Annotated in this window: 22 protein-coding genes and 1 tRNA gene; 15 read left to right on the top strand and 8 right to left on the bottom strand. The window is 65.0% G+C overall.

Translation table 11 applies throughout. From position 1 onward, the window contains the following. Positions 1-12 precede the first annotated feature (12 nt). From ACT4ML_RS08220 to arsM, 9 genes are all read left to right on the top strand, one after another. Positions 13-85, top strand: a tRNA-Gln gene (locus ACT4ML_RS08220). Positions 86-335: 250 nt separating this feature from the next. After that, positions 336-836: a GNAT family N-acetyltransferase gene (locus ACT4ML_RS08215; protein ID WP_444720422.1), complete on the top strand. Its 501-nt coding sequence runs from the start codon at positions 336-338 to the stop codon at positions 834-836. 483 nt (positions 837-1319) lie between these two features. Continuing rightward, positions 1320-3005, top strand: coding sequence for an alkaline phosphatase family protein (locus ACT4ML_RS08210; protein WP_444720421.1), 1686 nt, complete (start codon positions 1320-1322; stop codon positions 3003-3005). A 97-nt stretch (positions 3006-3102) separates the two neighbouring features. Next, positions 3103-3780, top strand: coding sequence for a helix-turn-helix domain-containing protein (locus ACT4ML_RS08205; protein ID WP_444720420.1), 678 nt, complete (start codon positions 3103-3105; stop codon positions 3778-3780). Positions 3781-3950: 170 nt separating this feature from the next. Further along, positions 3951-5600, top strand: a complete 1650-nt coding sequence (locus tag ACT4ML_RS08200) for a right-handed parallel beta-helix repeat-containing protein (RefSeq protein ID WP_444720419.1) — start codon at positions 3951-3953, stop codon at positions 5598-5600. A gap of 237 nt (positions 5601-5837) precedes the next feature. Beyond that, positions 5838-7466: an oligosaccharide flippase family protein gene (locus ACT4ML_RS08195; protein WP_444720418.1), complete on the top strand. Its 1629-nt coding sequence runs from the start codon at positions 5838-5840 to the stop codon at positions 7464-7466. A 431-nt stretch (positions 7467-7897) separates the two neighbouring features. Continuing rightward, on the top strand, positions 7898-8281 hold the full coding sequence (locus ACT4ML_RS08190; protein WP_444720417.1) for a metalloregulator ArsR/SmtB family transcription factor: 384 nt from the start codon (positions 7898-7900) through the stop codon (positions 8279-8281). A 15-nt stretch (positions 8282-8296) separates the two neighbouring features. Next, complete coding sequence (locus tag ACT4ML_RS08185) at positions 8297-9253, top strand: permease (protein ID WP_444720416.1); 957 nt, start codon at positions 8297-8299, stop codon at positions 9251-9253. A gap of 340 nt (positions 9254-9593) precedes the next feature. Next, entirely contained in the window at positions 9594-10250 is a 657-nt protein-coding gene (arsM, locus tag ACT4ML_RS08180; protein ID WP_444720415.1) for an arsenite methyltransferase, read from the top strand. A 9-nt stretch (positions 10251-10259) separates the two neighbouring features. On the opposite strand, the gene ACT4ML_RS08175 is transcribed toward arsM, so the two are convergent. The 3 genes from ACT4ML_RS08175 to ACT4ML_RS08165 are packed head-to-tail and all read right to left on the bottom strand — an operon-like array spanning position 10260 to position 12717. Next, positions 10260-11321: a glycosyltransferase family 2 protein gene (locus tag ACT4ML_RS08175; RefSeq protein ID WP_444720414.1), complete on the bottom strand. Its 1062-nt coding sequence runs from the start codon at positions 11319-11321 to the stop codon at positions 10260-10262. Continuing rightward, a complete protein-coding gene (locus ACT4ML_RS08170) occupies positions 11321-11443 on the bottom strand; it encodes a hypothetical protein (RefSeq protein WP_444720413.1) in 123 nt (40 codons plus the stop codon). The genes ACT4ML_RS08175 and ACT4ML_RS08170 overlap by 1 nt, the downstream gene beginning before the upstream one ends. After that, a complete protein-coding gene (locus ACT4ML_RS08165) occupies positions 11440-12717 on the bottom strand; it encodes a polysaccharide deacetylase family protein (RefSeq protein ID WP_444720412.1) in 1278 nt (425 codons plus the stop codon). Before ACT4ML_RS08165 ends, ACT4ML_RS08170 begins: the two co-directional genes overlap by 4 nt. Before the next feature lie 182 nt (positions 12718-12899). Here ACT4ML_RS08165 and ACT4ML_RS08160 point away from each other — a divergent pair, with 182 nt between their 5' ends. Together ACT4ML_RS08160 and ACT4ML_RS08155 are read left to right on the top strand one after the other, a co-directional pair. After that, positions 12900-13874 carry a glycosyltransferase family 2 protein gene (locus ACT4ML_RS08160; RefSeq protein WP_444720411.1) on the top strand — a complete coding sequence of 325 codons (975 nt, stop codon included), beginning with the start codon at positions 12900-12902 and terminating at the stop codon, positions 13872-13874. Positions 13875-14023: 149 nt separating this feature from the next. Further along, positions 14024-15244, top strand: a complete 1221-nt coding sequence (locus ACT4ML_RS08155) for a PKD domain-containing protein (protein WP_444720410.1) — start codon at positions 14024-14026, stop codon at positions 15242-15244. 158 nt (positions 15245-15402) lie between these two features. On the opposite strand, the gene ACT4ML_RS08150 is transcribed toward ACT4ML_RS08155, so the two are convergent. Then, the gene (locus tag ACT4ML_RS08150) at positions 15403-16734 is read right to left on the bottom strand and encodes a polysaccharide deacetylase family protein (RefSeq protein ID WP_444720409.1); all 1332 of its coding nucleotides are present in this window, start codon (positions 16732-16734) and stop codon (positions 15403-15405) included. Between the two features lie 220 nt (positions 16735-16954). Here ACT4ML_RS08150 and ACT4ML_RS08145 point away from each other — a divergent pair, with 220 nt between their 5' ends. Next, positions 16955-18658, top strand: coding sequence for a hypothetical protein (locus tag ACT4ML_RS08145; protein WP_444720408.1), 1704 nt, complete (start codon positions 16955-16957; stop codon positions 18656-18658). Between the two features lie 240 nt (positions 18659-18898). After that, the gene (locus tag ACT4ML_RS08140) at positions 18899-19297 is read left to right on the top strand and encodes a hypothetical protein (protein ID WP_444720407.1); all 399 of its coding nucleotides are present in this window, start codon (positions 18899-18901) and stop codon (positions 19295-19297) included. A 62-nt stretch (positions 19298-19359) separates the two neighbouring features. On the opposite strand, the gene ACT4ML_RS08135 is transcribed toward ACT4ML_RS08140, so the two are convergent. After that, complete coding sequence (locus ACT4ML_RS08135; protein WP_444720406.1) at positions 19360-19971, bottom strand: DUF7344 domain-containing protein; 612 nt, start codon at positions 19969-19971, stop codon at positions 19360-19362. Positions 19972-20360: 389 nt separating this feature from the next. On the opposite strand from ACT4ML_RS08135, the gene ACT4ML_RS08130 reads away from it, so the two are divergent. Continuing rightward, complete coding sequence (locus ACT4ML_RS08130) at positions 20361-21350, top strand: DUF1616 domain-containing protein (protein ID WP_444720405.1); 990 nt, start codon at positions 20361-20363, stop codon at positions 21348-21350. Continuing rightward, positions 21351-21929 (top strand): metal-dependent hydrolase, encoded by a 579-nt coding sequence (locus ACT4ML_RS08125; protein ID WP_444720404.1) that lies wholly within the window; start codon positions 21351-21353, stop codon positions 21927-21929. A gap of 368 nt (positions 21930-22297) precedes the next feature. Here the strand turns inward: ACT4ML_RS08125 and ACT4ML_RS08120 are convergent, their stop codons facing one another. The 3 genes from ACT4ML_RS08120 to ACT4ML_RS08110 are packed head-to-tail and all read right to left on the bottom strand — an operon-like array spanning position 22298 to position 26296. After that, positions 22298-24274 (bottom strand): hypothetical protein, encoded by a 1977-nt coding sequence (locus ACT4ML_RS08120; protein WP_444720403.1) that lies wholly within the window; start codon positions 24272-24274, stop codon positions 22298-22300. After that, positions 24264-25226, bottom strand: a complete 963-nt coding sequence (locus tag ACT4ML_RS08115; RefSeq protein ID WP_444720402.1) for a glycosyltransferase — start codon at positions 25224-25226, stop codon at positions 24264-24266. The genes ACT4ML_RS08120 and ACT4ML_RS08115 overlap by 11 nt, the downstream gene beginning before the upstream one ends. Before the next feature lie 2 nt (positions 25227-25228). Continuing rightward, positions 25229-26296, bottom strand: coding sequence for a DUF354 domain-containing protein (locus tag ACT4ML_RS08110; RefSeq protein WP_444720401.1), 1068 nt, complete (start codon positions 26294-26296; stop codon positions 25229-25231). Between the last annotated feature and the right edge of the window lie 113 nt (positions 26297-26409).

Below are 26409 nucleotides of genomic sequence, written 5' to 3'. Positions count from 1 at the left end.
AGTTGACGGCTCAGTCCCGTGGTGTAGTGGCCAATCATATGGGCCTTTGGAGCCCATGACGGCAGTTCGAATCTGCCCGGGACTATTTTCACGTCTTACATACCTGAGAGGCGAAAATATCGCCATTAAGTCGATCGTAGAAGTCGAGAGGATTCGAGCCCTTTCGATTCAAATCTACCGTAGCTCGCGTACCGAGTTCGATCACTCACCGGCGGCTCGGACGAAACGTCGCAACCCATAGACTCGAGCATCATTCCAACCCACAGTATCGACGACCACTCCCAGTCGCCGGGAATGCGGGGCAGTCTTAGGAGCGCGCTCGAGCAAGCGGTCATATGGCGCTCTCGTCCGACCAGCAGTCACAGCGTCCGCCGTCGACGGTCACCGATCGCGAGGGGCGAACGGTGACGGTCAGTACCTATGCGGGCGATGCCGACCCGCTGGTGGAGATGTACGCCCACTTCGACGACGAATCGCGGTCGCAGGGACTCCCGCCGCGCGGGGAGGCCCGGCAACGCCAGTGGTTAGACGGCCTCCTCGAGGACGGGCTGAACGTCGTCGTCTGGCATCGAGACGACGCGGTCGGGCACGCGGTGTTGATTCCCTACGACGACACGGCGGAGTTGGCGATTTTCGTCTGGCCGGCGTATCAGTTGGCGGGTATCGGGACGGAACTCATCCGGTGCTTGCTCGGACACGGGCAGGCGAACGGGGTCGACCACGTCTGGCTGACCGTCGCTCGAACCAATCGAATCGCGATGAACCTCTACCGATCGGCCGGGTTCGAAACGACGGCCCGCGAGCGCGGCGAACACGAGATGGAACGCCAGTTGTGAGCCTCGCGTCGCCTGGGTTCGGAACATCCGGTCAGTCGGCTCGCCGCGATTCGGAATCGAAATGGCCGGTGTCCTGACGAGTGTGACTTTCTCGAGGGCGCCGTCGCTCTTCGCCGCCGACCTCGCGTGCTATCGTGGCCCTCGTCTCGCGCAAGCGGCGAGGGTCCGCCAGTCCGAGTCCGCTCAGAGGATCGGATGAGATCCGACTGCGAACGTCGGGTGGGGAGTCAGTCCGGTCCGCGTCGAATCGAACGCCATCGGTCAATCGGTCCGTACTATCGTCTCGAGTCCGTCCTTTCGCCGGCCGCCGCGTCTGTCAGATTCGCGGTATTCAGGGCTCAGTGACGGATTTAACGGATAGATAATGAAGTGTTTCGTCTCAGTTATCGGGAATAGAGACGTGGTGCAACGAACGACACCGCTGCCGGGGTCTCTCGGCGGCGGGCGAACGGGAGTACTGCGACAAACGAGGTCAACTGAACGATGACTCGGACGTTTCGCCGGGACGACGCGACAGCGACTGGGAGTACCGCGAGCGAATCGAACGGGCTGGAGACGTTACTGATCGGGATCGACGCGGGCTGTCTCCCGGTCTTCGAGCGGTTGTTCGAAGCCGATCGGATTCCGACCATCGAGCGGCTCTGTTCGGACGGCGTGACCGCACCGCTCGAGTCACAGATCCCGCCGTGGACGCCGAGCGCGTGGCCGTCGATCTACACCGGGGTCAACCCCGGAAAACACGGCGTGGTCGGGTTCGTCGGCTACGACGGCTACGACTGGCACGTGACGAGCAACGACGACGTCCACGAGCACCCGCTGTGGACGCTGCTGGATCGACACGACCGCTCGAGCGTCGTCGTCAACGCGCCGGTCACTCATCCGCCAGACGAGTTCGACGGCGCGGTGATCCCCGGCTTCCTCGGGCCCGAGGATCCGGCGTGTCAGCCCGAGGGGCTGCTCGACGACGTCCGCGACGCGATCGGGGAGTATCGCGTCTATCCGAACTACACGCGGGACGACGACTCGCTCGACGACGACGAGAAACTCGCGGAGTATCGAAACCTCGTCCGGATGCGCGGCGAGGCGTTTCGCTATCTCGCCGACGAGTTCGATCCGGATTTCGGTTTCGTGCAGTTCCAGAAGACGGACACAGTATTCCACGAATTCAGCGGCGAAGAGCGACACGTCGCGCCCGTCTACGAGGCGGCCGACGAACAGATCGCGGAGATCCTCGAGACCTGCGATCCGGACCGGGTCTTCCTCGTGAGCGATCACGGGATGGGGCGGTACGACGGCTACGAGTTCCGGGTCAACGAGTACCTCCGCGACATGGGCTTCCTCGAGACGACGACCGGCGGCAAGGGAATGCCGTCGTGGACGCCGATGCGGAGACGCCTCCGCGAGGGCGAGGAGTGTGACACGTGGGAGCCGGGAGCGGTCGCACGTGCAGCGTCGATCGCCGCGCGATTCGGCGTGACCGCAAGTCGAATCAGGGCGGCCCTCGAGCGCGTCGGACTGGCAGATGTCGCCATCGAGTACGCGCCGGGCGGCGTCTCCCGGACGGCGAACGAACAGGTCGATTTCGCCGAGTCGGAGGCGTACGTCCGCGCGCGGACCGAACTCGGCGTCCGGATCAACCTCGAGGGCCGGGATCCGACGGGCGTCGTGCCGCCCGAGGAGTACGAGGAACTCCGCGAGAACCTCATCCGGGCGCTACAGGCCGTCGAGACGCCCGACGGCGAGCCGTTCTTCGAAACAGTCGCGCCGCGCGAGCAGTACTTCCACGGCGACGAAATCGAGGAAACGGTCGATATCGTCACGATCCCGGCCGACTTCGAACACATGCTCTCCGAGCAACTCGGCGACGGGGACTACTTCGGCCCGGCCGAGCCGTGGAACCACAAGCTCGACGGCGTCTTCGTCGCGGCGGGCGAGGGTATCGACGAGGACGCCTCGCTCGAGCGGGCCCACCTCTTCGACGTCGCGCCGACGATCATGGCCGCGATGGGGGTCCCCTACAGCGACCGCATGGACGGCAGCGTCGTGCCCGTCGTCGACCCGGTCGACCCGATTTCCTATCCCGACTACGAGGAGGGGGCCGACGAGTCGCGGCCGGCGACCGACGAGGAGGTAACGGACCGGCTGGCCGATCTCGGGTACATGAACTGAGTGGCCAAACCGGACGGTTTGATCCATTGCAAGCCGCTTAAACGCGGTATAAGTATGGGTCGACGGTCCCGACGATGGCGTAGACAGCGAGATCGAAATGGGATTTACCGCAGCAATCCGCCTCGTCCACGACGACCTGCCGCTGGTACCGACGATCGAACGGTGTCCCGGCGTGACGCTCAGACTCGAGTACGGGACGACGATCGACGGGCGACGCCTGCAGTTCGTCTCGGTCTTCGGCGACGGGGACAGAGAAGAGACGGGGGCGGAACTCGAGGACGCGATGGCCGCCGACCCGACCGTCTCGGACCCGACCCGCGTCGCCGCCTTCGAGAACCGGGATGTCTATCGCGTCGTCGTCGAGACCGAACTGGAGATCGTTCCCGACCACTGTGTGGAGTACGGGATGTTCGTCTTCTCGGTGACGAGCGACGCCGGCGGCTGGGTCGCTCGGATCCACCTCCCCGACCGGGACGCGCTGTCCGCGTTCCGGGAACGTTCCCGCGAGCGCGGGATTTCGTTTCGCGTCACCCAGTTGTACGACTCCGCGGTCTCGGACGAGCAGGCCTACTTCCTGACCGAGCGACAGTACGAAATCCTCACGATGGCGTACTACGCCGACTACTTCGCGGTGCCCCGCAAGACCACCCAAGACGACCTCGCCGACCGCCTCGAGGTCTCGGATTCGGCGGTTTCCCAGCGACTGCGGCGGGCCATCTCCGAACTGATCGCGGCCACGCTCGAGAACGATCGCACGCCCGTCGAGCGCGGATGAATCGGCCAATGGTATGACAAACAACTGTCCAAAGCGTATTGAAATCCCCACACATGGGCCGAATCCGAGCGAGTGACTGAGTGACAACAGCCCGCATTCGTTCTTAAAAGCTTGCTATCCGAATCCATAGATACTGGACCCCGACATCACTCAGAAAGAAGTGACTTTCAATGTCGGATCGAAGTGATATGCAGCGCTCGAATCGTGACGTTTCTCGTCGTTCTCGGTCGGCCGACGGGGAGGACGGTCGGCCATCTCTCGACGGCTCGGATTCGCGGACGCGATCTCGCCGGCGGTTTCTGGGAGGTACCGTTGCGGCGTGTGCCGCCGGAATCGGACTGACGGCGACCGCCGGTGCGGCCTCGGAGCCGTACGGCCACTACTACGACGACTACGCGACCGTCGTGGACGTGACCGACGCGGGCGCGGACGATACCGGGACCGAATCGATCACGCCCGTTCTCGAGAAACTCCGGGACGACGACACCCTGCTCGTCTTTCCCGAGGGGGAGTACTTCATGGACGAGCAGTTCCGGTTCACCGGCTTCGAGAACTTCGGTGTCGTCGGCGAGAACGCGACGCTGATCCCGGCGACCTACCACGAGTTCGACGGGCCGCAGTATCGACTGTTCCGTCTCGGCGTCTCGTACAGTCCCGGGAGTCACCTCCGCTTCGAGGGGTTCGACGTCGATCAGACCGCCCCCGACACGGGGATTCGGGTCATCGAAGCCTACGCCGCCGACCGCCTCGAGGTCCGCGACGTGACGGTCCGCGGCCAGCACGACAGCGGCACGTGGGGGCCGGGCCTGTTCAACGTCACCGACCCCGACGGCCGGGGGATCGTCGAACGGTTCCGAGCGCCCGACGGGGGCGCGTGGGTCAGTGAGACGCCGAACGCGGGCAACCGCTGGCGCGGCCCGATCGGGATCGAGGCGAACGAAACCGAGGGAACGCTCGAGTTCAGGCGCTGCTGGCTCGGCGGGTTCCCGAACAACGGTCTCTACGCGGCGGGCGGGAACGGGACGGTCGTCGTCCACGGCGGGCTCTACCGGAACAGCAACGGCGCGAACGTACGTGTCGGCGGTCGAGGCAGCGAAATTCGATGGCCGACCGTCGAAGTCGATTCGACGCGGTCGGCGGACGAGTCCCAGCGCGGCATCCGGATCGAGAACGGACGCGACCTCGAGATTTACGGCGCCGCCGTCGAGATCTCCTCGCCGAAGCCGACCAGCCACGCGATTTCGGTGATGAACACCTGCAACAGCGCGCGAATCGACAACACGCGGATCGAAATCCGCGGCTCGGAGGTGAACCACGGGATCGTCCTCTCGCCCGACTGCGGGGAGGCGACGATCGTGGACACGGAGATCACCCACGAGACCGCCGGCGGCTATCCGCTCTGGATTCGGGACAACGACGAGGGCGAGCAGGTGCTCGCGGAGACCCTGACGATCTCGGGGCGAGCGGGCGACGCCAGCGGGTTCCGCGACGGCATCCGCTGCGAACGGGATAACTGTCGGTTCAGTAACATCGATGTTACGCAGCACGGACGCGACGGAACCGACCGAAACGCCGTCGTCAACACGGGCGAGGATCTGACGATCTACCGGAGCGACCTGCGCGCCAGTCAGTACCCGTTCGTCGACCTCGGGACCGAGGCGCTCGTTCGCGACTCGACGCTCGAGTCCTCGGCGGGCCGCGAGGCCGTCTGTCTCTACTCGTCGTCGACGAATCCGACCTTCAAGAAGAACCGGCTGGTCGGCGGTATTCGCGACCTCGGTGCGAGCGGCGTGACGACCTGGGAGAACACGCTCGAGTAGGCGATCCTGCGCTACCAAGGAGTCGTCTTCGTTGCTGGAGACCCGTCTCACGCGGTCACCGTCGGCGGCTATCCTCCGTTTTCGGTCATCGCCGATCCGCGTCTCGAGCCCGTTTAACCCCAGTATAATAACGCCTCGTTTCGCCCACCGTGTGACTACAGTGAGTCCGTCGTATCGTGACCGGTCGTCGGCGAGCGGTGCCGTCGACGGTCGGCTCGAACGCTACAGGGTGAAACCGTGAACAGGAGTATCGCGAGCGGCGTCGTGTCGGTCGTCAGCGCGAAAGTCGTCGTGCTCGTCGTCACTGCGCTCTCGACGCCGCTGCTGTACCGGCTTCTCGGCGCGTCGGCGTTCGGCGAATACTCGTTCCTGCTCTCGGTCTTCGCCATCTACATGATCTTCGTCAGTTCCGGCGTCACCGACGGCGTTCGCAAGTTCCTCGCCGAGGACCGCGCCGCGGCGAACTGGAGCGAACACGTCGTCGGCTTCTACTTCCGGCTGGCGATCCTGCTGGCCGGTCTCGGTGCGGTGCTACTGGTCCTTTCGACCGGGCTCGGAATCGTCGACCTCGCGTTCGGATCGGGGCTGACGCTCTACTTCTACGTCCTCGCCGCGCTCGTGGTGACGGCGCAGTTCCGCGACTACACGCGGAAGACGCTCATGGGCTTCGGCCTCGAGCGGTACTCGGAGCCGCTCAAGATCCTCGATAAGATCGCCTTCGTCGCGGTCGCCGTGCCGTTGGTTTCCCTCGGTGCCGGCGTGATCGGCGCGCTCGCGGGCCATCTGGTCGCGAGCACGCTCGTCGCCGTCATCGGATTGGTCCTCGTGCACCGACGGGTGTCGCTGTCGTGTCTCTTCAGCCGACCGACCGAACGGTTCCCGCGGAAGCAGATGCTCACCTTCAACTCGATGAGCATCGCGCTGGTCTTCCTGCTGATGTCGCTCTATCACATCGACATCGTGATGCTCCAGCGGTTCCGGGAGAGCGCGGCGGTGGGCAACTACAAGGCGGCGCTGACCCTCGCGGAGTTCCTCTGGTTCATCCCGATGGCGCTCCAGACGGTGTTCGTCCACTCGACGTCGGAGCTGTGGTCGCAGAACCGGCTGCGGGAGATATCCGACCTCGCGTCCCGGACGATGCGGTACACGTTCCTGCTGACGGCCGTCATGGCGGTCGGCCTCGCGGCGCTGGCCGACGTGGCCGTCCCGATTTACTTCGGCGAAGAGGCCGTGCCGGCGATCACGCCGCTGTTGCTGTTGCTTCCCGGTGCGCTCGGCTTCGCGCTCGCGCGGCCGATCCTCGCGATTTCGCAGGGGAAAGGAACGCTCCGGTATCCGGTCGCGGCGACCGGCGCTGCGGCCGCGATCAACCTCGTCCTCAACCTCGCGCTCATCCCGCGGTTCGGGATGGGAGGTGCGGCCGTCGCGACCAGCATCGGGTACGGGTCGATGTTCGTCTTCCACTGCTGGAGCGCTCGACTCGTCGGCTTCGATCCGCTCGCGGACGCGCGACTCGGCCGCGCGGCGCTGACGACCGTCCTCGCGGCCGTTCCGATTTTCACTCTCTCGGCGGCGATCGCGAAACCGTGGCTCGCGCTCGTCGTCGTCCCGCCCGTCGGGTTCGGGATCTTCGTCGGATTCGCGCTGCTCGTCGGCGCGCTGGACCCGGCCGAGCCGTTCGAGGTGCTGTCGATGGCCCCCGATCCGATCGGCTCGCGGGCGGCCGCGATACAGGTCTCGCTCGAGGACGACAATGACGGCGAGACGCGGAGCTGGTTCCAGAGCCTGCTGTTCGTCGCCGGGCTGTCGCTGCTCGTCTCCGGGCTCGCGCTGGGAATTGTTGGCACGGACATCCGGTTCTTCTAGTCCTGACGACCATCGGCCGACGGCGCGCAACGACGTCGTTCGGTCGGGATCGACTCGCGAGCGATCCGATAGCCGTCGCTCTCCGACACCTTCATGCACTCGAGCAATCCCGGTCGCTGACGTTTCTCGATCGTCCGAAACGCGAACCCGCTCGTCCGTTGAGCGACGGTCGACCGATGCGGCCGCCGGTGATTCGCTGTGACGACGAGACCGAAACCGACCCTCCCAATCTTAAAGTACATCGGGAAAACACAATATGATGTAGATGGATGGAAATACCCTTAAACGGCCCTGGAATCGAATAGCAAGCCGATATACTCCGGATTCCGAATCGGATTGTTGCGGCACTAATATCGTCGAATCACAATCTGATTCGACGGAGGCCGACTCGGTGGAGTGCTGCGAATGACCGGCGACCGATACGAAAACTGATGTCCAATTCGAATTCACTACCTGAGGGCGCCTACGACGCGCTCGACCGACTGTACGACGATCCGGAGGAACGAATCGCCGACCTGCAGGAGATCCGACCGTCCGAACGGGACCAGACTGATCGTGAAACCGTCTTCAAGGCGCTCGGAAACGAGAAGCGACTCCGGATACTCGAGGCACTGCGCGAGTCCGAATGCTGTGGTTGTGAGTTACAGGTCGTCCTTGACGCGCCGCAGTCGACGGTCGCGACGCACCTCCGTACGCTGCGAGAAGCGGGCCTAGTGAAGTCCCGGAAGAAGGGAAAGTGGAACTACTACCGGATCGCCGACACCGCGGTGTTCGAACTGCTCGACCTCGCGGACGCTGTTCAGATTAACGAGTAACTGAGACGAGACACGATGATTCCACCGACTATCGCCGACGCGGCCATCGACTCGGGGGAGTACTTCGTCCACCTCGCGGTGGTCCTCGTACCCCTGTTCGTCGGAGCATCGTTCCTCGTCGGTCTGGCCCAGGAGTACCTGCCGCCGGAACGAGTCGAACGAACGCTGCGCGGCCACGACGACGGCGCCGGAAATATCGCTGCGGCCGGACTGGGATCAGTGACGCCGTTCTGTTCGTGTTCGACCGTCCCTATCCTGGCCGGACTGCTGCAGGCGGGTGCGCCGCTCGGACTCGCCTTTTCGTTCCTGCTCGCGTCGCCGCTCGTCAACTGGATCGCCGTGGTACTGCTCGTCGGCCTGTTCGGCGTCGAAGTGACCGTCTGGTACATCGTCATGACGTTCAGTGCGGCCGTCGTCGGCGGAGTCGTCATCGGACAGCTGGGGTTGGCCGATCAGGTGAAGGAGGTCCGTCTCGCGGATGCCGACGAGACCGTCGCGACGGACGGTGGCTCCGTCGAGTGCTGTGCCGGACGGACGGCGAACGCCGAACCCACCCACGCGGAACACTTCAAGACCGCTTCACGTGAAGCGTGGTCGTTCTTCGTCGACACGCTCTCCTACCTCATCGTCGGGATGGCGATCGGAGCACTGATTCACGGGGCCGTCCCCGCGGACCTGCTTCAGACCGTACTCGGGTCCGGGAATCCACTGGCCGTTCCGCTGGCCGCACTCGCCGGCGCGCCCGTCTACGTCAGCCTCAGCGGAATGTTACCCATCGCGGCCTCCTTAAGCGAACACGGGATCGCTGTCGGCACCGTTCTCGCGTTCGTCATCGGCGGCGCCGGCGTGAGTATTCCGAACCTGATACTCCTGAACAAACTGTTCAAACGACGACTGTTGCTCGTCTATGCCGGCACCGTCATCACCATCGGTATCGCCGTCGGATTGACGTTCAACCTCGTTATCGCCTGAGAAACCAGAAAAGGAGGATAATACAACACGATCGGAGAGATCGAGGACGAATCGGCCCTCTAAACGAGCACTGCGTGCAGACCGGATTTAAAACGACTTACGAGACTACCAATGTCCGAAAACACCGCATCAGAAGACGAGTCGACATTCACCGCTAACGAACAACGCGAGACGGTCCGTGACCGATACACCGAAGTGGCGAGCGACGAGGAGAGTTGCGGGTCGAATACGGCGACCGAGTGCTGTAGCGAGACGGAGAACCGGTCGAACACCGAGGAGAACGAAGCGTCACTGACCGGTTGTTGTACGAACGAAACCTTCGGAAGAGTGGGCAGCGGAGGTGGGATATGACGCCGATGAGATAGCGGCGGCACCAACGGAAGCAAACCTCGGCCTCAGATGCGGGAATCCGACCGCGATTGCGAATCTGGACCCGGGACAGACCGTCCTAGATCTCGGTTCTGGCGGTGGGTTCGATTGCTTCCTCGCCGCGACCGAAGTCGGCGAGGACGGCGCCGTAATCGGCGTCGACATGACGCCGGCAATGATCGAAACGGCTCGAGAGAATCTCGCGGAAAGCGATACCGAGAACGTAGAGTTTCGGCTTGGGGAAATAGAACACCTTCCCGCGGGAGACGGTACCGTCGATGTCATCATATCTAATTGCGTCCTCAACCTCTCACCCGACAAACACCGAGTCTTCAACGAGGCCTATCGAGTGCTTCGTTCCGGAGGACGACTCGCGATTTCTGACGTCGTCTTGAGCGCGCCGCTTCCCGCCGACCTGCGTGCGGACCTCGACTCCGTCGCCGAGTGTATCGGCGGAGCAGCACCGGTCGGGGAACTGGAGTCGCTGCTCACCGAAGCGGGATTCAGGGACGTTCGAATCGAACCCGAAGACGAGACACAGGAGTTCCTTCGCGAGTGGGGCGGCGACCGCGATCTGGACGAGTACATCGTATCCGCGTCGATCACCGGACGCAAACCGGCGGAGTAACGGTCGCGACTACTGCACCTGTCGCTCGAGGTGTTCGCTTTCTCCCATGTCGAACACCATCGCGAACAGGAGGAAGGCGACACCGGCGACGAGCAGGAGCAGGATCGTCGATCCCTGTACCGTCGGGCCGACCGTCGAGAGCGTCGCGAACAGCGCCACGCCGGCGGCGAGGACGCCGGTCGCTGCCAGTCCCGCGCCGACGAGGTAGAAGAACGCGAGCGGGTGGAAGTCCAACACGAGGTACTTCGTCTTCAGCCGCCACAGGAAGTCGCGAAGCAGCATGCTCGACACGTTCGGGATGTACTGCGAGTAGGTGATACTCGAGTCCTCCTCGCCGTAGACGGCCGGCATCGCCACGTCGGCGACGCGCATCTCGCGGACGTTCAGTTTGACCAGCAGGTCGTTGCAGTAGCCGTAGTACTCGTAGAGGTTCTCGACATCGATCGCCGTGAGCGCGTCGTGGGAGATGGCCGTGTACCCGTTCTGGGGATCCATCGTCTTCCAGTAGCCCGACGCGATCTTCGTCAGGAAGGTCAGGATCGCGTTCCCGAGAAAGCGGAAGCGCGGCATCGCCGCTCGGTACTCCCGGGAGAGGAGCCGGTTGCCCTTCGCGTAGTCGGCCTCACCCTCGACGATCGGGTCGAGGAGCCGCGGCAGCTGCGAGAGGTCCATCTGGCCGTCCGCGTCGACGGTGACCGTCGCGTCCACGCCGTCCGCGAGCGCGGCGAGGTAGCCGGTCTTGATCGCGCCGCCGGCACCGCGGTTCTCCCGGTGCTCGATCGGCACGACGCGGCCGATGGCGTCGCGAACCGTCGCGCGACTCGAGAGCGCGGACGCGCCGCCGTCGGCCACGAGCGGGTCGATCGGTTCGTCGGGACCGCCTCGGCGCTCGCGGTCGTCCGCGTCGTCCCGTGCGGCCTCGAGGATCTCGTCGAGGGTCCCGTCGGTCGATCGATCATCGATCGCGTAGATCCGGTCGATATAGGCGGGCATCTCGCGGATCACGTCGCCGACGAACCCCTCCTCGTTGTAGGCGGGGAGCACGACGCCGACGCTCGCGCCCCGGTACATCAGCGGACACCCCCGGACGCGGCGCGGCGCGTCGCCTCGGTCGCGCGCTCGAGTTCGTGCTCGAGTTCGGGCTCGTCGCTGCCACCGAACCGATCCGGACCGCCCGTGTCGTGTGCGGTCATGCTCCCTCCAGCAGGTCGGTTGCGGTGACGACGTCGACGTCCCGCGCGTCGACGTACGCGAGGAGGTCCGCGAACGCGCCCTCGCTCAGCCCGTCCGCACCGATGTGTTCGAAGTGCAAGACGGCGAGTTGGCCGTAGTCGGCCGCGAAGTCGACGTACGATTTCGTCTCCTCGCCGGCGGCACCGGAGAAGAAGCCGACGTTGTGGGGGTCCGTGAGCGGCAGGCCGTTCGGGCCGCCGCCGAACCGGAACGCCTGCTCGTGATGTTCCCGGACGAGATCGAGGCCGTTCGGGCCGAGCACGTTCCGGGGCGTGACGAAGTGGTTCGCGCCGTCCTCGAAGCCGCGGTTCTCGAGGAAGGCCTTCGTCCGCCGGATCATTCCCTCCTGCTTCTCGGGGGTGTACTCGTGGAGGAATCGAGAGCCCGTCCGCGGGCGAGCCGCCATGTCCCAGCCCGCGTCGTGCAGGTCGTGGAGTTGATCGAGCGTGAGCCGACCGCCCTCGCCGACGGCTTCGGGGATGACCGCTTCGACCCCCGCGAACCCGTAGGACCCCATCAGGTCGGCGGCACGCGTCGCGTGACTCTCGAGGGTCCCGTCGAACAGGAACACGACCTTGCCCGTTTCAGGCCGGTCGACCGCCCGGAGGTCGTCGACCAGACAGTCGATCGAGCCGGAGCGATCGCCGCGACGGCGGGCCGTCAGGCGGATCTCGCGCACGTCCGAGAGGTCGGGCTGGCCGTCGATGCGGTCGGTCCCGAAGTCGACGCGGACCCACCGATCGGTCGGGCCGGTGAGCGTTCGCTGCACCGCGTAGGAGTCACGCGAGTTCGGCGCGAACAACTCGAGCGTGAGCCGGAGCTGATCGCGGCCGGTGAATTTCGTCGCGAGCGAGAGCGTCGTCTCGCGCAGATCCAGCCCGTCGGGGATCGTCCGGTAGACGGCCGCGTACTCGGTCTCCTCTGTGGCCGTGAGGCGGGCCGACTGAGAGCCGGCGTACGGCGCTTCCGTCTCGGCCTCGAGGTCGCCGGCGTCGATCATCGCCGTCCACTCGTCGAGGGCTTCGAAGCCGTCGATCGAGTTCCCCGGGAGGTCCGGACGGTCCCCGGAACCAGCATCGGCACTGGAGCCGTCGGTCTCGTCGTTCGACTGCGTCGACGCCGGCTCGCCGTCCGCGCCGCGCCACTCGCGCACCTGCGAGAGGCAGCCGGCGAGTCCGAGCGTTCCGGCCGCTGCAACCGTGGTTACGAACGATCGGCGGTTTCGATTCGTCATCGACCGCGTCGACGGAGCGATCGCTCTTGCTTATACAGTCATTAGTGCGTCTATCGCCGATTGAGGCCAGTCGGCTCGCGGACGCTGTGCGATCGGCCGGGCAGCCTCTCACAGCCGATACCGTCCGGACGCGGCGTTTATCCACGCGATAATAATCCGCTATACCCAGGAAGGTCGGGGAAATGACTCGCGTCAGCGTCATCATCCCGACGTACAACAGAGCGGCCACGCTTTCGCGCGCGATCGACAGCGCGCTCGAGCAGACGATCGACGATCTCGAAGTGGTCGTCGTCGACGACGGCTCGACCGACGACACCGACTCGGTGCTGGCCGCCTACGACGATCCCCGCGTTCGACCGGTCGTCCACGCGACCAACCGGGGTGCGAACGTCGCCCGGAACACGGGCCTCGAGCACGCGCGGGGGGAGTACGTCGCCTTCCTCGACTCCGACGACGAGTGGCACCCCGAGAAACTCGAGCGCCAGTTCGCGGCCCTGGAGGGGCGCTCGGACGACTGGGTCGGCGTCTACTGCGATTCGACGTACGACCTCTCCGGCACGGGCGGCCGGCTTCGGTCGGTCGCCGCGTCCGTGCTCGCCCGTTCGGACGACGAGCCGACGCGGGAGGGCAACGAGGAACTGGTCGGCGAGATCCTCGCCGACAACGTCCAGCCGGGGGCCGGGTCGACGCTGCTCGTCCGCACCGACGTCGCCAGCGCGGCCGGCGGCTTCGACGAGGACCTCGACCGGTTTCAAGACCCGGAGTTCTGCCTGCGAGTGCTCGAGCACGGGAAACTCGCCTACGTCGACGAAGCGCTCGTGCGCCGCGAGGAGACCGGTTACCCGTCGGCAGATGTTATCGCGAACGCGAGCGAGCAGTACCTCTCGACGTACGAAGACGAGGTCGAGCGCTTCGAGGACGAGGGGTACGAGATCCGCTCGAGCCACGCGCTCGTCCTCGCGAAGCGGTACGTCGCGGAGGGGCGGTTTCTGCGGGGCGCGTGGTATCTCAGGACCGCCGCGGTGTCGCCGCGGACGTATCCCGGCATCTGTTGGGTCGCCGGTTCCGGCGTTCGGCGGCGGCCGCTGCCGATCGCCGCGACGCTCGTCGCCCTACTGGTCGCGGCCACGCTCGGTCGGCGGACGCTCTCTCGGTGAACCGACCGGGTTCCCGGCTACCGTTGCCGATCTGAAACGGCTTCGTCGGTCGGTTCTATCGGCACAGACCGTTGCACGAGCGCAACGGTATCGTTTCCAGCGGTTATCACACCTGTAGTAAACCCGGCCCACATCCACGGGACGGACGGATGAGACGCGATACACTCTCACGGCGATCGGTATTGACTCTCACTAGCGGTTTCGCACTCGCGAGCGCCGGCGTCGCAAGCGTCGTCGGCAATTCGGCACAGAACGACGAGGGAACCGTTTCTCGAGAGTCCATCGTCCTACGCGAGGGGACCGAGGAGGAGACGACGGCGTACGTGACGACCGCGGACGCCGAGGGGCCGACGGCGGTCGTCGTCGGCGGGATGCACGGAAACGAGGTCGCGGGCTACACGGCCGCGGGCCGGATCGCGGAGTGGACGATCGACGCGGGCACGCTCGTCGCGATCCCCGAGGCCAACGCCGCTGCGATCGAGCGCGGGACCAGAAACGACGCCGAGGGGAACAACCTCAACCGGCAGTTCCCCGAGTCGGAGACGCCGGAAACGGAACTCGCACGCGCCATCTGGGACGTCGTCAGCGAATACGACCCCGACGTGATCGTCGACCTGCACGAGTCGACGGGCATCTACGCGGGCGATCCGATGGACGGCGTCGGACAGGCGATCTTCCACTCCGCGGGCGAGGCGGCCACCGACGCCGCCGCCGATGCCGCCGACTACGTCACGCGGACCGCCGTGGACGACCCCGAGCTCGCCTTCGAGATCGGCCCGTTCTCCGAACCCGAAACCGACCCGTCCGGCCTGCTCGCGCACAAGACCGCTCGAGACCTGAACGCCGACGGGTTCCTCGCGGAGACGCTGTCGACCGATGTCGAACTCGAGACCCGCGTCCAGTGGCACACGGCGATCGTCGAGCGACTGCTCGAGGGGGAACTCCTGCTCGACGAGTCCGACACCGGGAGCGCTTCCGACGACCCGACCGGCGAGGAGCCGTCGGAATCCGAACCCGACGAGGAACCGGCGGACGACGAGTCGGGCGACGATACTGACGACTCGGACGGTGAGGAAGCGGCGTCGAACGAGTCCCCGGTCGCTCGGATCGACCTTCTCCCGACGTGGCGCTCCGAATCGGCCCTCGAGCCGGGGGAGACGGTCACGCTCGACGCCTCGAACTCGGACGATCCGGACGGCGAACTCGTCCGCTACGAGTGGTGTATCGGCGACCACGGCTCGTTCGACGAGACCGGCGAGACGGTCGAGGTGACGGTCAGCGCCGACGGCGACCACCCGGTCGCGCTGCGCGTCGTCGACGACGACGGCTCGACCGACATCGATCGGCTCACGCTCTCGACGAACTGCTGACTCGCCGTCGAACTCCCCGTGTCTCCGTCGCGACGAGCTTCCGTCGTGACTGCCCTTCTCAGCCCGAAACGGAACCATAGCTGGCGCTGAACCTCGACCTGATGACGGTCGAAAACAGCCTCCGAACAGCGTCGCGATGTGACGCCGACCGTCGCCGTTCAACTATTACTCGTCCGCAGTCGCCAGAGGTCGTCGAAGGTAATGACCTCGACATCGGCGCCGTCGATGTGCTCGAGTAACGACTCGTAGTCGGCCTCGGGCATCGTGTTCGACGCGTCGAACGTGTGGAAGTTCAACACCGTACACTGGTTGTGCTGGGCAGCGAGATCGACACATCGCTTCGAGATCTCGAGGTCGTGGCCGATCGTCCGCGGCAGCGCCAGCGGATCGAAGCCGTAGACGTTCGTGGTGTTGACGTTGCCGGCCTGATTGAACCCGCCGCAGTAGTGGTAGTCGGTCGCGTACTCGAGGCTCGTCTTGTCGTAACTGTTGTGCGGGTAGACGATGTAGTTCGCCCCCTCGAAGTCGTTGTCGACGAACCAGCGTTTGTCCTGTCTGAGTCGCGCCTCGATGGCCGATTCGTCGTCGAGTTCGTGAATGGGGTTGTGTGTCCCGTGGACGACGATCTGATCGCCAGCCTCCTGGCGCTCCTGCAGTTCCGAGACCGACATGGTCCCGTCCTGATTCCGTTCGACCCAGCGCGGCACCGCCGCCTGCACCGCCGGGAACCCGTATTCGTCGTGCAGCGGCGCGGCCGTCTCGTAGTAGTCCCGCGTGCCGTCGTCCCAGCTCAGCATGACGTACCCCTGATCGGGCGTATCGTGGGTCCGCAGGTCGTCGATCCAGATCTCCGCCTCCGACATGGAGTGAAGCACCTGAATCTCGAGTCGATCGAGGTGATCCAGCGCGGGTTCGTACTCGCTCTGCTGGAAGACGCCGGGGCTCGAGCGGAACCAGCCCACGTCGGGCGACCGGTAGGTGATCTCGCGGAGCGAGTACACCTTCTCGCTCCCGAACTGGTCGACGAGGCGCAGGTTGACCGCCAGGCTCTGGGGCGTCGTCGTCCGGACCGCAAACGAGAGGTCGGTTTCGGTCAGGTCCTCGCCCTCGAGGCTCCGCTGAGCAATGATGTTCTCGCTGCCGTTCGACTGGAGCTTGAAGCTCTGTTCGCCGTCGAAAACGACGTCCGTGTCCGCTTCGCCCGATCCCCGACCGACGGTCCACGCATCGAGGTCGCTGAAGTCGTCGAACGACTCTCCCGGCTGGCGATACCGTTCTCGGCTGTCGAACTCGGTCTCGAGCGGCGGAACCCCGTCGGTGAGTCCCGGCACGGCCGAGTCGTCGGGATCGCCCGAAGAGTCGTCCGATGAGTTACCGCTAAGTTCGTCGGACGCCGACTTGAATCGGTCCGCACAGCCGGCCATTCCGGTGAGTCCGGCGGCACCCGACAGTGCGAGGAACCGACGTCGTGTCGCGCGGTTTCGTGTCATTGGCGGGCCGAAGCTACCCACGGTGATCCCATTATTATAGATTTGATAGGCGACATCGAGACCGGTTCAATTCGTCCTGTACGCGCCGGCTCGGCGCTTAACAGTCCCATAGTAATTGAGCGACCGTCCGATGCTGTTCCACGGAGGCGTACGTGCGGCGAGTCGTCAACTCGACTCCACCGGACTGTGATCGTACGCCGTCTCGAGGTGGTCTTCGACGATGAACAGGGAACTATTCGGTGTATTCGGCGGTATCGACGCGTTCGAGCGGTTCAGATCCAGCGACGACTTCGACGAGGTGCTCGCCGGACCGGCCGTCACGGTCGGGATCAGGGACCCCGATCTCGGCGCACCCGGCTGGAGCGCTACCTACGCGAGCGAGGAGGGGTGCTGTCTCATCTGGGGCGAGGCGTACGTTCCCGGCGACGAACGGAACGCGGCTCGCTGGCTCCTCGAGCACTACGAGACTGACGGACGCGACGCGGTAGACACGCTCAACGGGTCGTATCTCGCCGTGCTCGACGCCGGCTCGAACGGCGACGCGGTCGTCGCGACGGATCCCGTCCGGTCCCGGGAGTGTTTCTATACCGATGACCCGGGGACGCGCGTCTTCGGAACCGACGCGGCCGCGGTCGGCCGCACGATTTCGGACCCGACGCTCCACCGAGACGGCGTCCTCGAGTTCCTGCATCTGGGCGTGACCCTCGGCGAAAAGACGGCCGTCGAGGAACTGAATCGGCTGCCGCTCGACAGTCTGCTGACGCCCGCGTCGGTCGACTCGCTCGAGCGGTTCGTCTACGATCCGCGGCCGTCCCGGGAGTTCGATCCGGTCGACGAACTCGCCGACCGCCTCGAGCGGGCGCTCGGCCGACGGTCGTCGCTGCCGGGTCGAACGGGCGTGCTTCTCTCGGCGGGCTACGACTCGCGGATCATCCTCTCGCAGGTCGGCGACATCGACCGCAGTTACACGGTGGGATCGTTAGACGCACAGGAGGTCCGCGGCGCGAGAGCCCTCGCCGCCCAGTACGGCGCGAGCCATACCGCGTTCCCGCCCGACGAGCGCTATCTCCGCGCCGACGAGTCGAAGACGCGGTACTCACAGGGGATCAAGGAGTCCTTGCACATCCACCACGCCGGCTACACGGACGAGATCGAGGTCGAGACGATGTATCACGGCCTCCTCTGTGACACGTTCCTGCGCGGCCACTTCACCGCCTCGGAGACCGTCGACGTCCTCGGAAAAACCGTCCCGACCGGCCGGCTCGAGTCCGATCCGGACCCCGTGGAGGTGCTCCTCGAGAAGTTCGGCTACAGCCGCGAGGCGAGCCTCGAACTCGCCGAGTTGACGTCCCTCGATGCGGATCCGGAATCGTTCGTCAGGGACGCGATCGGCGACGAGTTCGACCGGAGACGGGGTCGTGCGGACACGATCCAGAACGCGCTCACCTGCTGTGGCATCGCCAACCAACCGTCGATGCCGTTCCATACGCACCTCGCCGATCACTTCGTGACGTCGTTTCCGGCGACGGACCGCGAACTGATCGACTGGCACCTCCGGGCGCCGCCGGAACACCGAACGACCGAAACGTTCCTCCGGGCCTGTGAGCAACTCGACGACGATATCTTGCGGCACAGACCGCCCGATCGACCGTACGATGCGACGCTGCTCAACGAGGTCGAAGGGTTCGTCCGGCGGAAGACACCGTTTCTCTCGTCGTTCGAACCGCCGTGGCCGGACCGGAAGACGCTCTTCGACCGACACGACCTCGACCGCCGCCTGCTTTCCGACCTCGAGCACGTCCACGACCTGCCGGCCAGACATAAACTCAGGCTCACCGACCTCCGGGGATGGCTCGAGAGTTGGTCGGACGCGAGAGCGCAACTGCAGCCGTGGTTGCGCCCGTCGGAGCCGATAGTTGCCTGAGCTGAACACGTCGTCTCAGGGACTCCCCCGATCGGTCGACCGTCTCGGGATCGGATATTGCTGCCGGAAACCGCTCTAACGGGTCTTTATTTCGTTTACGGGCGGTGAACCGTGAGAATACTTATATACCAAGGGATTTTAGCGTGGAATATGCGTCTGACGCCGTCCTGGTTTCGCTCTTCGTCCGACGAGTCCGACGAAGCGGACGCTGGGGATCCGCATGGGATATCTGGGCTGACGATGGTTCACGCCCCGGGTGAGGTCCCCTCGACGGGCGAGGACGACGACGATTATCCAGCGGGGGAATTCCTTCCGGAGTCCGACGGCGCGCTCCTCGCCGTCCTCGAGGGGATGAGTACGCCCGTGACCGTCGACGAGGTCGCCGATACGCTGGTGGAACCGGCACAGCCGTCGATCGAAACGTGGGCCGTCGTCCACGAGCGACTGCACGCCGATCGACTGCCGTCACTCGATGCGTCAGGGGCCATCGAGTTCGACGAAGCGCAGGGGCTCGTCGAACGGACACCGCCCCACCCGAGTGAGGCCGGTCGCTTCGCTGCGACCGTGTTGACGGCGATCTCGATCGGATTCCTACTCGTCTCTATCGGTCTCGTCTCGATCTCCGTTCTCATCGCGTAACTGTACTCAGCGGACTCGCGTCGTCAGGCGGTCGGTCAGAACAGAAGCGCGTCGTCCGTGGGTTAGTCGATGACGCGACTGATAGTGAGAGCCGTAAAGAGGAACAGAATCAGCGCGCTCAGGCCGATGCCCGAGAGGAACGAGATGAACGGGAGTTCGATCACTGCACCGAGGAGGACCGCGTAGCAGAGGACGGTCGTAACGATGTAGTAGTCGTCCCACTCTCCGTCGTCGGACCCCTGCTCGTCGGCTGATTCGTCCGTCGAATCAAACTCGAGGTACTGGTCGACGCGATCGGCGAGGGGCTGTCGCTCGACGATCCCGCGGTTCTGCTGATACTCGATCAGGCCGGCCTCATCGAGCTTCGAGAGATGAGACTGATAGAGCGGAATGTAGACGCGCTGTCGTTGCGTGGACGTGAGGTCTTCGACGGTCGTATCGTGCTCCCACGCCGCGACCTGCTCTGCGACATCGCGCATGCGTACGGCTCCGTCAGTCCCTTGGAGATACCGGAGGACCATCCGTCGGCGTTCGTTTTGCAGGAGATGAAAGATTTCGTCCTTCGAAAACGCGGGCTCCTCCGAGGGACTATCAGCCGTCTCATCTGCGCCCTGAGCGTCGTCGTTCACACCCTGCTCGTCCTGCTCTTCAGAGCTGATATGTTTCGCTTTCATTGCGCCAATCCCCCCTATTCAGAAGAGGGTAATAAATGGTAGAAACCGTATACCTGAGACATACACAGTTTACGTGTTTTCATAGTATGTGATTTCTTTTTTCGTGATTTTAAAACCCAGATATTCTCGATAATAGGGCCTGATATCAGGATCTGGAATATCGGATAGGTCCTTTATTTCGAGCGATTACGCTGCACGTATTTCAAAACATCATCCCGAATTTCGATTCGTTCACGGTTCTATGACAGTCACAAAGAACCGAAAGCTATGGACTCGTATTCTGTGTCGTGTTCGTTATAGTTCCGCGTCAGACGGCCGTCGGACCGACCGGGTGGATCGGGGCTTATCGTGGCGATAATAAACCGCTCTTACCCCCTACTGACGACGTAATGAGCGACACCAACTGGTGGTTTGTCGATCAAGCACTCGTCATCGCGGTCACCGGCGCGCTCACGCTCGGGATTCTTTCAGGGATCGGCGGCGTCGGACGAATAGCTCTGACGGTTCCGCTCGTCCTCTTTCTTCCCGGGTATGCGCTCGTCTCGGCCCTCTTTCCGGACGAACCGAACGACGAGTACCAGTCCTTCGACGACGAGAAAACCGGGCTCGGAAATCCGTTGCTGGTCAGTGGCGGACTCGAGTCGATCGAGCGAGCGATCCTGTCAGTCGTATCCAGTGTCGCGGTCGTTCCAGCGGTTACCCTTTTTTCGACCGCGACCCCTAGGGGCATAGCCCTCGAACCGGTACTCTCCGCGCTCGCGGTGCTCACCGTGCTCCTCGCACTCGCCGCGATCGGCGCTCGCTACCGCTGTCCGCCCGATCGACGGTTCGTTCCCGCGCTCCCGTCCGGGTCCCCGTTCTTCGCTCCCGGGCGGCCCAGCCCCTATCAGCGGGTCAGTTGTCGTCCGTACAACGTGGCTATCGCCGCCGGGCTGCTCCTGTTGGTCGTGAGCGGTGGCTTCGCCCTCGCGAACCCGCCACAGCACGACGGGTTCACGGAGGTCTCGGTCGAAACGGAGAACGTCTCCGGCGAGACCCAAACGATGTACGACTCGACATACAGCGCGGGAGAGCGCCACGAACTGAACGCGACGATCACGAATCAGGAACACGAGGAACGGACCTACACGACCGTCGTGATGCTCGAGCGGGTGAGCGACGACGGGGACGACGTAACCGTCCACGAGTCGACTGAGATGGACAGACGGACGGCGACGGTTGCCGACGGGGAGTCGCGACAACAGACCCTCGAGATCACGCCGTCGATGCGAGGGGACGATCTCCGGCTGACACTGTTGCTCTACAACGGCGAGGCGCCGGCAGAGCCGACGACAGAGTCCGCCTATCGCACGATGCACCTGCCGATCGAGGTGGAATAGATGTGGCCGTGGGAGCACCTCGCGTTCGCGTACGTCCTGTACTCGCTGACGACGAACGTGGTGTTCCGGCGGTCGCCGTCGGCCGGCGAGACGATCGCCATCGCCGTCGGCTCGCAGTTCCCGGACCTCCTCGACAAGCCACTCGCCTGGACGATCGGGATCACGGAGACCGGCTACTCGGTCGGCCACTCGATCTTCGTCGCGCCGTTCGTCTGTCTCGCGGCGTACGCAGTGGCCGCTCGGCTGGGCGACCGAACGCTCGCGAGCGCCTTCTCGGTCGCGTTGGTCTCACACCCGATTGCCGACATTCTCAACCGAGTTCTCAGGGGAGAAGTGGTCGACCCTCGGATCGTCCTCTGGCCGATTGCGTCGCCGCCTGTGGGATCTCAAAGCGGTTTCATCGACCACTTCAGGCGGTACTTCTTTCGGTACGTTCACCAGCTCCTCACCGACGGGCTGACGCCACAGGTCGCGTTCCAGTCCCTGCTGGGACTGTCCGTCGTCGCGATCTGGCTGTTCGACGGTGCGCCGGTCGCGGCCGATCTCTGGCGAGCGTGGCGCGACCGAAGCCGGCAGTGACCGGCGAGTAGCCAGTAGTCGGAGACGGCACGGCGGCTCGAGGCGACGAGCCGTAACGCGAATCACAGCGCATCGACGTTTCGACGCTCGAGCCGTTGAGTGGTAGTCATCGTATCGAACGAACGGCAGTGATCGCTCCGTTCTCGCCCTCGAGAGATCATCCGATCGGGAGGACCAGCCGACCGGGAGGACGACGATCGCGGGAAAGGCGGCTACGGACTGTCGGTCGCATCGACTGGCTAAACCATCGTTCCCGACAGCGGGTCGGGGACTGGGACCCTTGAGGTCACTCGTCGTAGCGGATGGCTCACAGTGAATCGAAACGAAACTCGAGCGGCGTCGCAGAGGATGGCGAGAGGGGAGGTCCGTCAGTTACCTGCCGGAGAGGGCGTACACATCGTCACGTCTCCGTTCGTGTAGACCGTGCCCTGCTCCGGTCGGCAGAGTTGCGTCCGAGAGAGCTGTTCGATCCGCGCGTTCCCGTCGTCGTCCGTGACGTACGTCGCGTCGGTCGATTGCTCGGATCGATAGACCGTGTACCCGTGATCCGCGACACCGCCTTCGGGAACCGTCGCGGTCGTCGTGGACGGATACGCGCCGGTCCGACTGAACAGCGTCTGATACGGGTGGTCGGTGTGGAGTTGCTGGTCGGGACGGATCTCGTCGCCGTCCGGCGAGCCGGTCAGCGCGGCGATCGACTCGACTGCGGCGAGTTCCGACTCGTCGTAGGCGAGTCGCTCGTGGTGATCCGAAAAGACCGGATTATCGGCGTTGCTCTCGACGGCGAGGATCATCGCGCCCGGATAGACGAGCACGACCAGTAACAGGACGGAGACGACGAGCGCCGGCGTCAGGCTGCCCCGTAGCGTCCGTACCCCGATCGCACCGAGGACGGCCATCGGCGCGTAGAGGAACGCGAACCAGCGCGTCGGGATGAAGTTCCGGATGCCGAACATCGGCAATCCGAGGACGAACACGAGCATGAAGGCCGCCGCCAGCAGGAGGGTAAACACCGACTGCTCGGCGCGTCGCCTGTGAACGACGTACAGACAGCCGACGAACGTGACCCCGAGCAGGAACAGGAAGCCGAGGGTATCGACGTAGGGGACGATCTGCTCGACCAGCGTCGGTGTGGCCTCCGCTCCCGCGTCGGCCGCCTCGGCGGATCCGCCCGCCGTGTTGAGGAACCCGGCGCTCTCCTCGATCGTCTCGCCGAGATACAACAGGACCGTCTCGAGGAACGAGCCCTCGCCGTACGGCGTCAGCGACCAGACGAATATCGTCAGCCCGGCGTTGAAGACGACGAGGCCGACGAGGTTGACCGGCTTTTTCGTCCGGAAGACGCTCGTGTCGAGTCGCGTGAGCCCGAACGGACCAATCACGAACAGGACCTGCGCGACGAACGCCGCGAGCAACAGGACGAGCATGATGAACGTCGACACCTGATGGGTGAGGATCACGGCGACGCTCAACAGGAGGAGCAGCGAGAAGTCCCGGATGGTGTACTCGATTCGCATCACCCGGATCAGGGCGTACAGCATCGCGAGGAAGAAGACGAGCCCCAAACTCGTGGGGATGAGATGCACCCCCCACCGCGCGACGTGGCTCCCGAAGGCGTAGAACGCGGTCGCCAGCACCGCCCAGCGCGTCGAGACGAGCAGGTTCGTGGTCGCGTAGATCAGCAGGACCGACAGCGGCATCACGAGCCCGACGGAGAGATACAGCGCAGTGCGGATCGGGACGTCGTACAGCAGCGACGAGGCAGCGACCAGCAGGTGATAGAACGGCGAGCCGTAGTGTTTGTCGTGCGAGATCGCGCTCAGTGACCCGTCCGAGAGGATCGACTCGACGAAGGAGTGGTGGGTCCAGATGTCGATTCCGATGTATCCCGGCGTCGCGTACAGCGCGGTAAACCGGAAGACGAAGGCGAAACAGACGATCTGGAGGAGCAACAGCCCGGGGTGAAGATCGTGGTCGCTCGCGAAGATGATCTGCCCGATAACGAGGGTCCCGACAACGCTCGCCAGCCCGAAAAAGAGGGGCGTTCGCGCCCCCTGTACGACCGTCAGGGCCACGAGCCCGGCGAGTCCGGCCAGCACGACGCTCGGCAGCGCCATCGATACCGCAGACGGCAGCGTCGGGAACGCCCCCGCGTCGTCGCCCTGATACAGGGAGAGCAGATACAGCGCACAGGCGGTGCCGAGGACGACCGGCACGGTCTCGAGGTAGATCTGCGACGAGAGCAGTCGCAACGGGAGCAACACCGCTGCGAGCAGGAACCCGCCGATCGCAGCGACGGTGTCGAGTCGCAGCGGCCGCAGTTCCGACAGCGATCTATACGTCATGGCTGACCCCCGTCGGGTAGCCCGTCCCGTCGTCCCGGTCCAGTACGCGGCGGTAGAGTCCGTGCAGACGGTCGCCGAGCGAGTCGACGGAGAGCCCGTCGATCGACTCGCGGCCGTCGGATCGACCGCCGTTTTCGACGGCCCGCTCGAGGCCGCCGAGGAGGGCACCGTCGTTGTCGCTGACGACGCAGTTGCTCACGCCGCGGATCGTCTCGCCGACGAAGCCGACGTCGGTCGAGACGACCGGCAGGTTACACGCGGCGGCCTCCTTGACCACCATCGGGCCGCTCTCGCGCCGTGACGTGACGAGTAGGGCATCGCTCGCGTTCATGTAGTAGGGCATCTGGGCGTGATCGACGCCGGAGACCGTTCGCAGTTCGATGTCGGCGTCGGCCCGCTCGACGAGCCGTTGCGCCCGCGGATAGTCCTTGACCGATCGGGTCCTGTCGTAGGGAAAGAGCGCGATCGGTCGGTCGGTCTCCCAGCCGACCTGCTCGCGCGCTTGCGCCCGCGACATCGGTCGGAACAGGTCGGTGTCGACGCCGAAGGGAATCAGTTCGTGCTCGGTCTCGAGGTCGCGGGACATCGTCCGGCTCGGAACGATCGCGGCGTCCGCTCGGCGGGCGCCGTACCGACTGCACGACCGCAGCCACGACCGGTCGCTCATGAGGTCCGTCCCCCACAGAGTCAACACTACCGGACGGGTCGGTTGGGCGAGCGCGAAGGGCGCGACGAGGCCGTAGTTCGCGTGGACGAGGTCGTACGACGTCGAGCGGACCTCCGAGACGATGTCGGGATAAAACCGCGCGTAATTCGTCGGCGTCCGGCCCGAATCCCCCTCGTGTTCGCCGGGGACCTCGAGGACCGTACAGTCGACGCCGCGGTCCTCGAGAGCCGAGACCTGCTGTTCGAAAAACGGTCGCGACGAGGTGACCAGTTGCAGTACCTTCATGATTAGCCCGGATTCGCTGCGGGAGCGGAGCGCTCCGACGTGCGCGCCTGCGCGAGCGTCTCGATCTGTCGAACGACGAGATCCGTGACGTCGATCCGGTCGGCGAGCAGGCGCTCGCGACGGCGCTCCCACGTGTCGGCCGGCTCCTCGACGATCGAGACCGCCTGCTCGAGCCCGCGGGTATGTCTCGTCTCGCCGGCGTACTCGAAGAGCAGGCCGTACTCCTCCTCGAGTTCCGTCGTGTAGCCCAGCGAGAGCGGGTTCACGTAGACCGCCGGCGTGCCGAGTACGGCGGCCTCCGCCGCGGTCGTCGCCCCTTCGCTCAGGACGACGTCCGCGTGGGCGAGCAGATCGTGCATTCGGTCCGGCGAGGTCTCGAACTGATAGGATTCGAGGTCGTCCGGCGGCTCCCCCTCTGCCGTGAGCAGGACCCGCAGCCCCGCGTCCTCGAGTCGGTCGACGACCTCGCGGGGGTCGTCGAACCCGCCGTGACCCACGTCGTGGGACGCGTCCCAACTGCTGAGCCGGACGACGGCGAACGAGTCCTCTGGAGCCACGCCGACCGCCTCGAGCACCGACGGATCGGGCTCGAACCGATCGGGGTGGAGATAGGCGAGTTCGTGATAGCCCGGATACGTCACGTGTTTCGAGCCGATCTCCGCCCGATAGCACGCCGGCGTACAGATCACGTCCGCGAAGGGGTAGCCGAGTCGCGTGATGAGCGTCGCGTGTTCGGTGTCGTAGAAGACGAGGCTCTTCGTGCGCAGCACCGACGCGACGTGGGCGGCGGCGACGCCGCCGATGGCCGTGATCACGTCCGGATCGATCCGCCGCGCCCGCCGCAGCAGTCGCATCTCGTAGGTCGCCTGCACCGCCGCCAGCGAGACCAGCGAGTCCGACTCGCCGGCCAGTACCTCGTGGTCGATGTCGTAGGCCTCGAGCAACTGGACGGCGACGCCGCTCTCGCGAGCGAAGACGTGGACCTCGTGGCCCGCGGCTTCCAGTTCCGCGATCGGATGGCGGAAGAAGTGGACGTGGCCGGGGTGCTGGATCGTGATCATCACGCGCATCGTCGATCCGCCTCCGTGACCGGCCGGTCGGCCGAGGTACTGCTCGTCTCTGCTTCTGCGTCCGGCTTCGACTCCGAACCCGATCCCGGCTCTGAACCCGAACCAGACGGCGC

It is taken from the genome of Natrinema sp. LN54 (assembly GCF_052439245.1).
Lineage (GTDB): Archaea > Halobacteriota > Halobacteria > Halobacteriales > Natrialbaceae > Natrinema > Natrinema versiforme_A.
This window is presented reverse-complemented; position numbering and strand designations above follow the sequence as displayed.

Coding starts and splice junctions, on each gene's coding strand:
- ACT4ML_RS08130 (WP_444720405.1), top strand. CDS start 20,361: ATGAGCGACACCAACTGGTGGTTTGTCGATCAAGCACTCGTCATCGCG.
- ACT4ML_RS08115 (WP_444720402.1), bottom strand. CDS start 25,226: ATGAAGGTACTGCAACTGGTCACCTCGTCGCGACCGTTTTTCGAACAG.
- ACT4ML_RS08120 (WP_444720403.1), bottom strand. CDS start 24,274: ATGACGTATAGATCGCTGTCGGAACTGCGGCCGCTGCGACTCGACACC.
- ACT4ML_RS08155 (WP_444720410.1), top strand. CDS start 14,024: ATGAGACGCGATACACTCTCACGGCGATCGGTATTGACTCTCACTAGC.
- ACT4ML_RS08125 (WP_444720404.1), top strand. CDS start 21,351: ATGTGGCCGTGGGAGCACCTCGCGTTCGCGTACGTCCTGTACTCGCTG.
- ACT4ML_RS08165 (WP_444720412.1), bottom strand. CDS start 12,717: ATGACGAATCGAAACCGCCGATCGTTCGTAACCACGGTTGCAGCGGCC.
- ACT4ML_RS08150 (WP_444720409.1), bottom strand. CDS start 16,734: ATGACACGAAACCGCGCGACACGACGTCGGTTCCTCGCACTGTCGGGT.
- ACT4ML_RS08160 (WP_444720411.1), top strand. CDS start 12,900: ATGACTCGCGTCAGCGTCATCATCCCGACGTACAACAGAGCGGCCACG.
- ACT4ML_RS08145 (WP_444720408.1), top strand. CDS start 16,955: ATGAACAGGGAACTATTCGGTGTATTCGGCGGTATCGACGCGTTCGAG.
- ACT4ML_RS08210 (WP_444720421.1), top strand. CDS start 1,320: ATGACTCGGACGTTTCGCCGGGACGACGCGACAGCGACTGGGAGTACC.
- ACT4ML_RS08135 (WP_444720406.1), bottom strand. CDS start 19,971: ATGAAAGCGAAACATATCAGCTCTGAAGAGCAGGACGAGCAGGGTGTG.
- ACT4ML_RS08200 (WP_444720419.1), top strand. CDS start 3,951: ATGTCGGATCGAAGTGATATGCAGCGCTCGAATCGTGACGTTTCTCGT.
- ACT4ML_RS08190 (WP_444720417.1), top strand. CDS start 7,898: ATGTCCAATTCGAATTCACTACCTGAGGGCGCCTACGACGCGCTCGAC.
- ACT4ML_RS08215 (WP_444720422.1), top strand. CDS start 336: ATGGCGCTCTCGTCCGACCAGCAGTCACAGCGTCCGCCGTCGACGGTC.
- ACT4ML_RS08170 (WP_444720413.1), bottom strand. CDS start 11,443: ATGACCGCACACGACACGGGCGGTCCGGATCGGTTCGGTGGCAGCGAC.
- ACT4ML_RS08205 (WP_444720420.1), top strand. CDS start 3,103: ATGGGATTTACCGCAGCAATCCGCCTCGTCCACGACGACCTGCCGCTG.
- ACT4ML_RS08110 (WP_444720401.1), bottom strand. CDS start 26,296: ATGCGCGTGATGATCACGATCCAGCACCCCGGCCACGTCCACTTCTTC.
- ACT4ML_RS08140 (WP_444720407.1), top strand. CDS start 18,899: ATGGTTCACGCCCCGGGTGAGGTCCCCTCGACGGGCGAGGACGACGAC.
- ACT4ML_RS08185 (WP_444720416.1), top strand. CDS start 8,297: ATGATTCCACCGACTATCGCCGACGCGGCCATCGACTCGGGGGAGTAC.
- ACT4ML_RS08175 (WP_444720414.1), bottom strand. CDS start 11,321: ATGTACCGGGGCGCGAGCGTCGGCGTCGTGCTCCCCGCCTACAACGAG.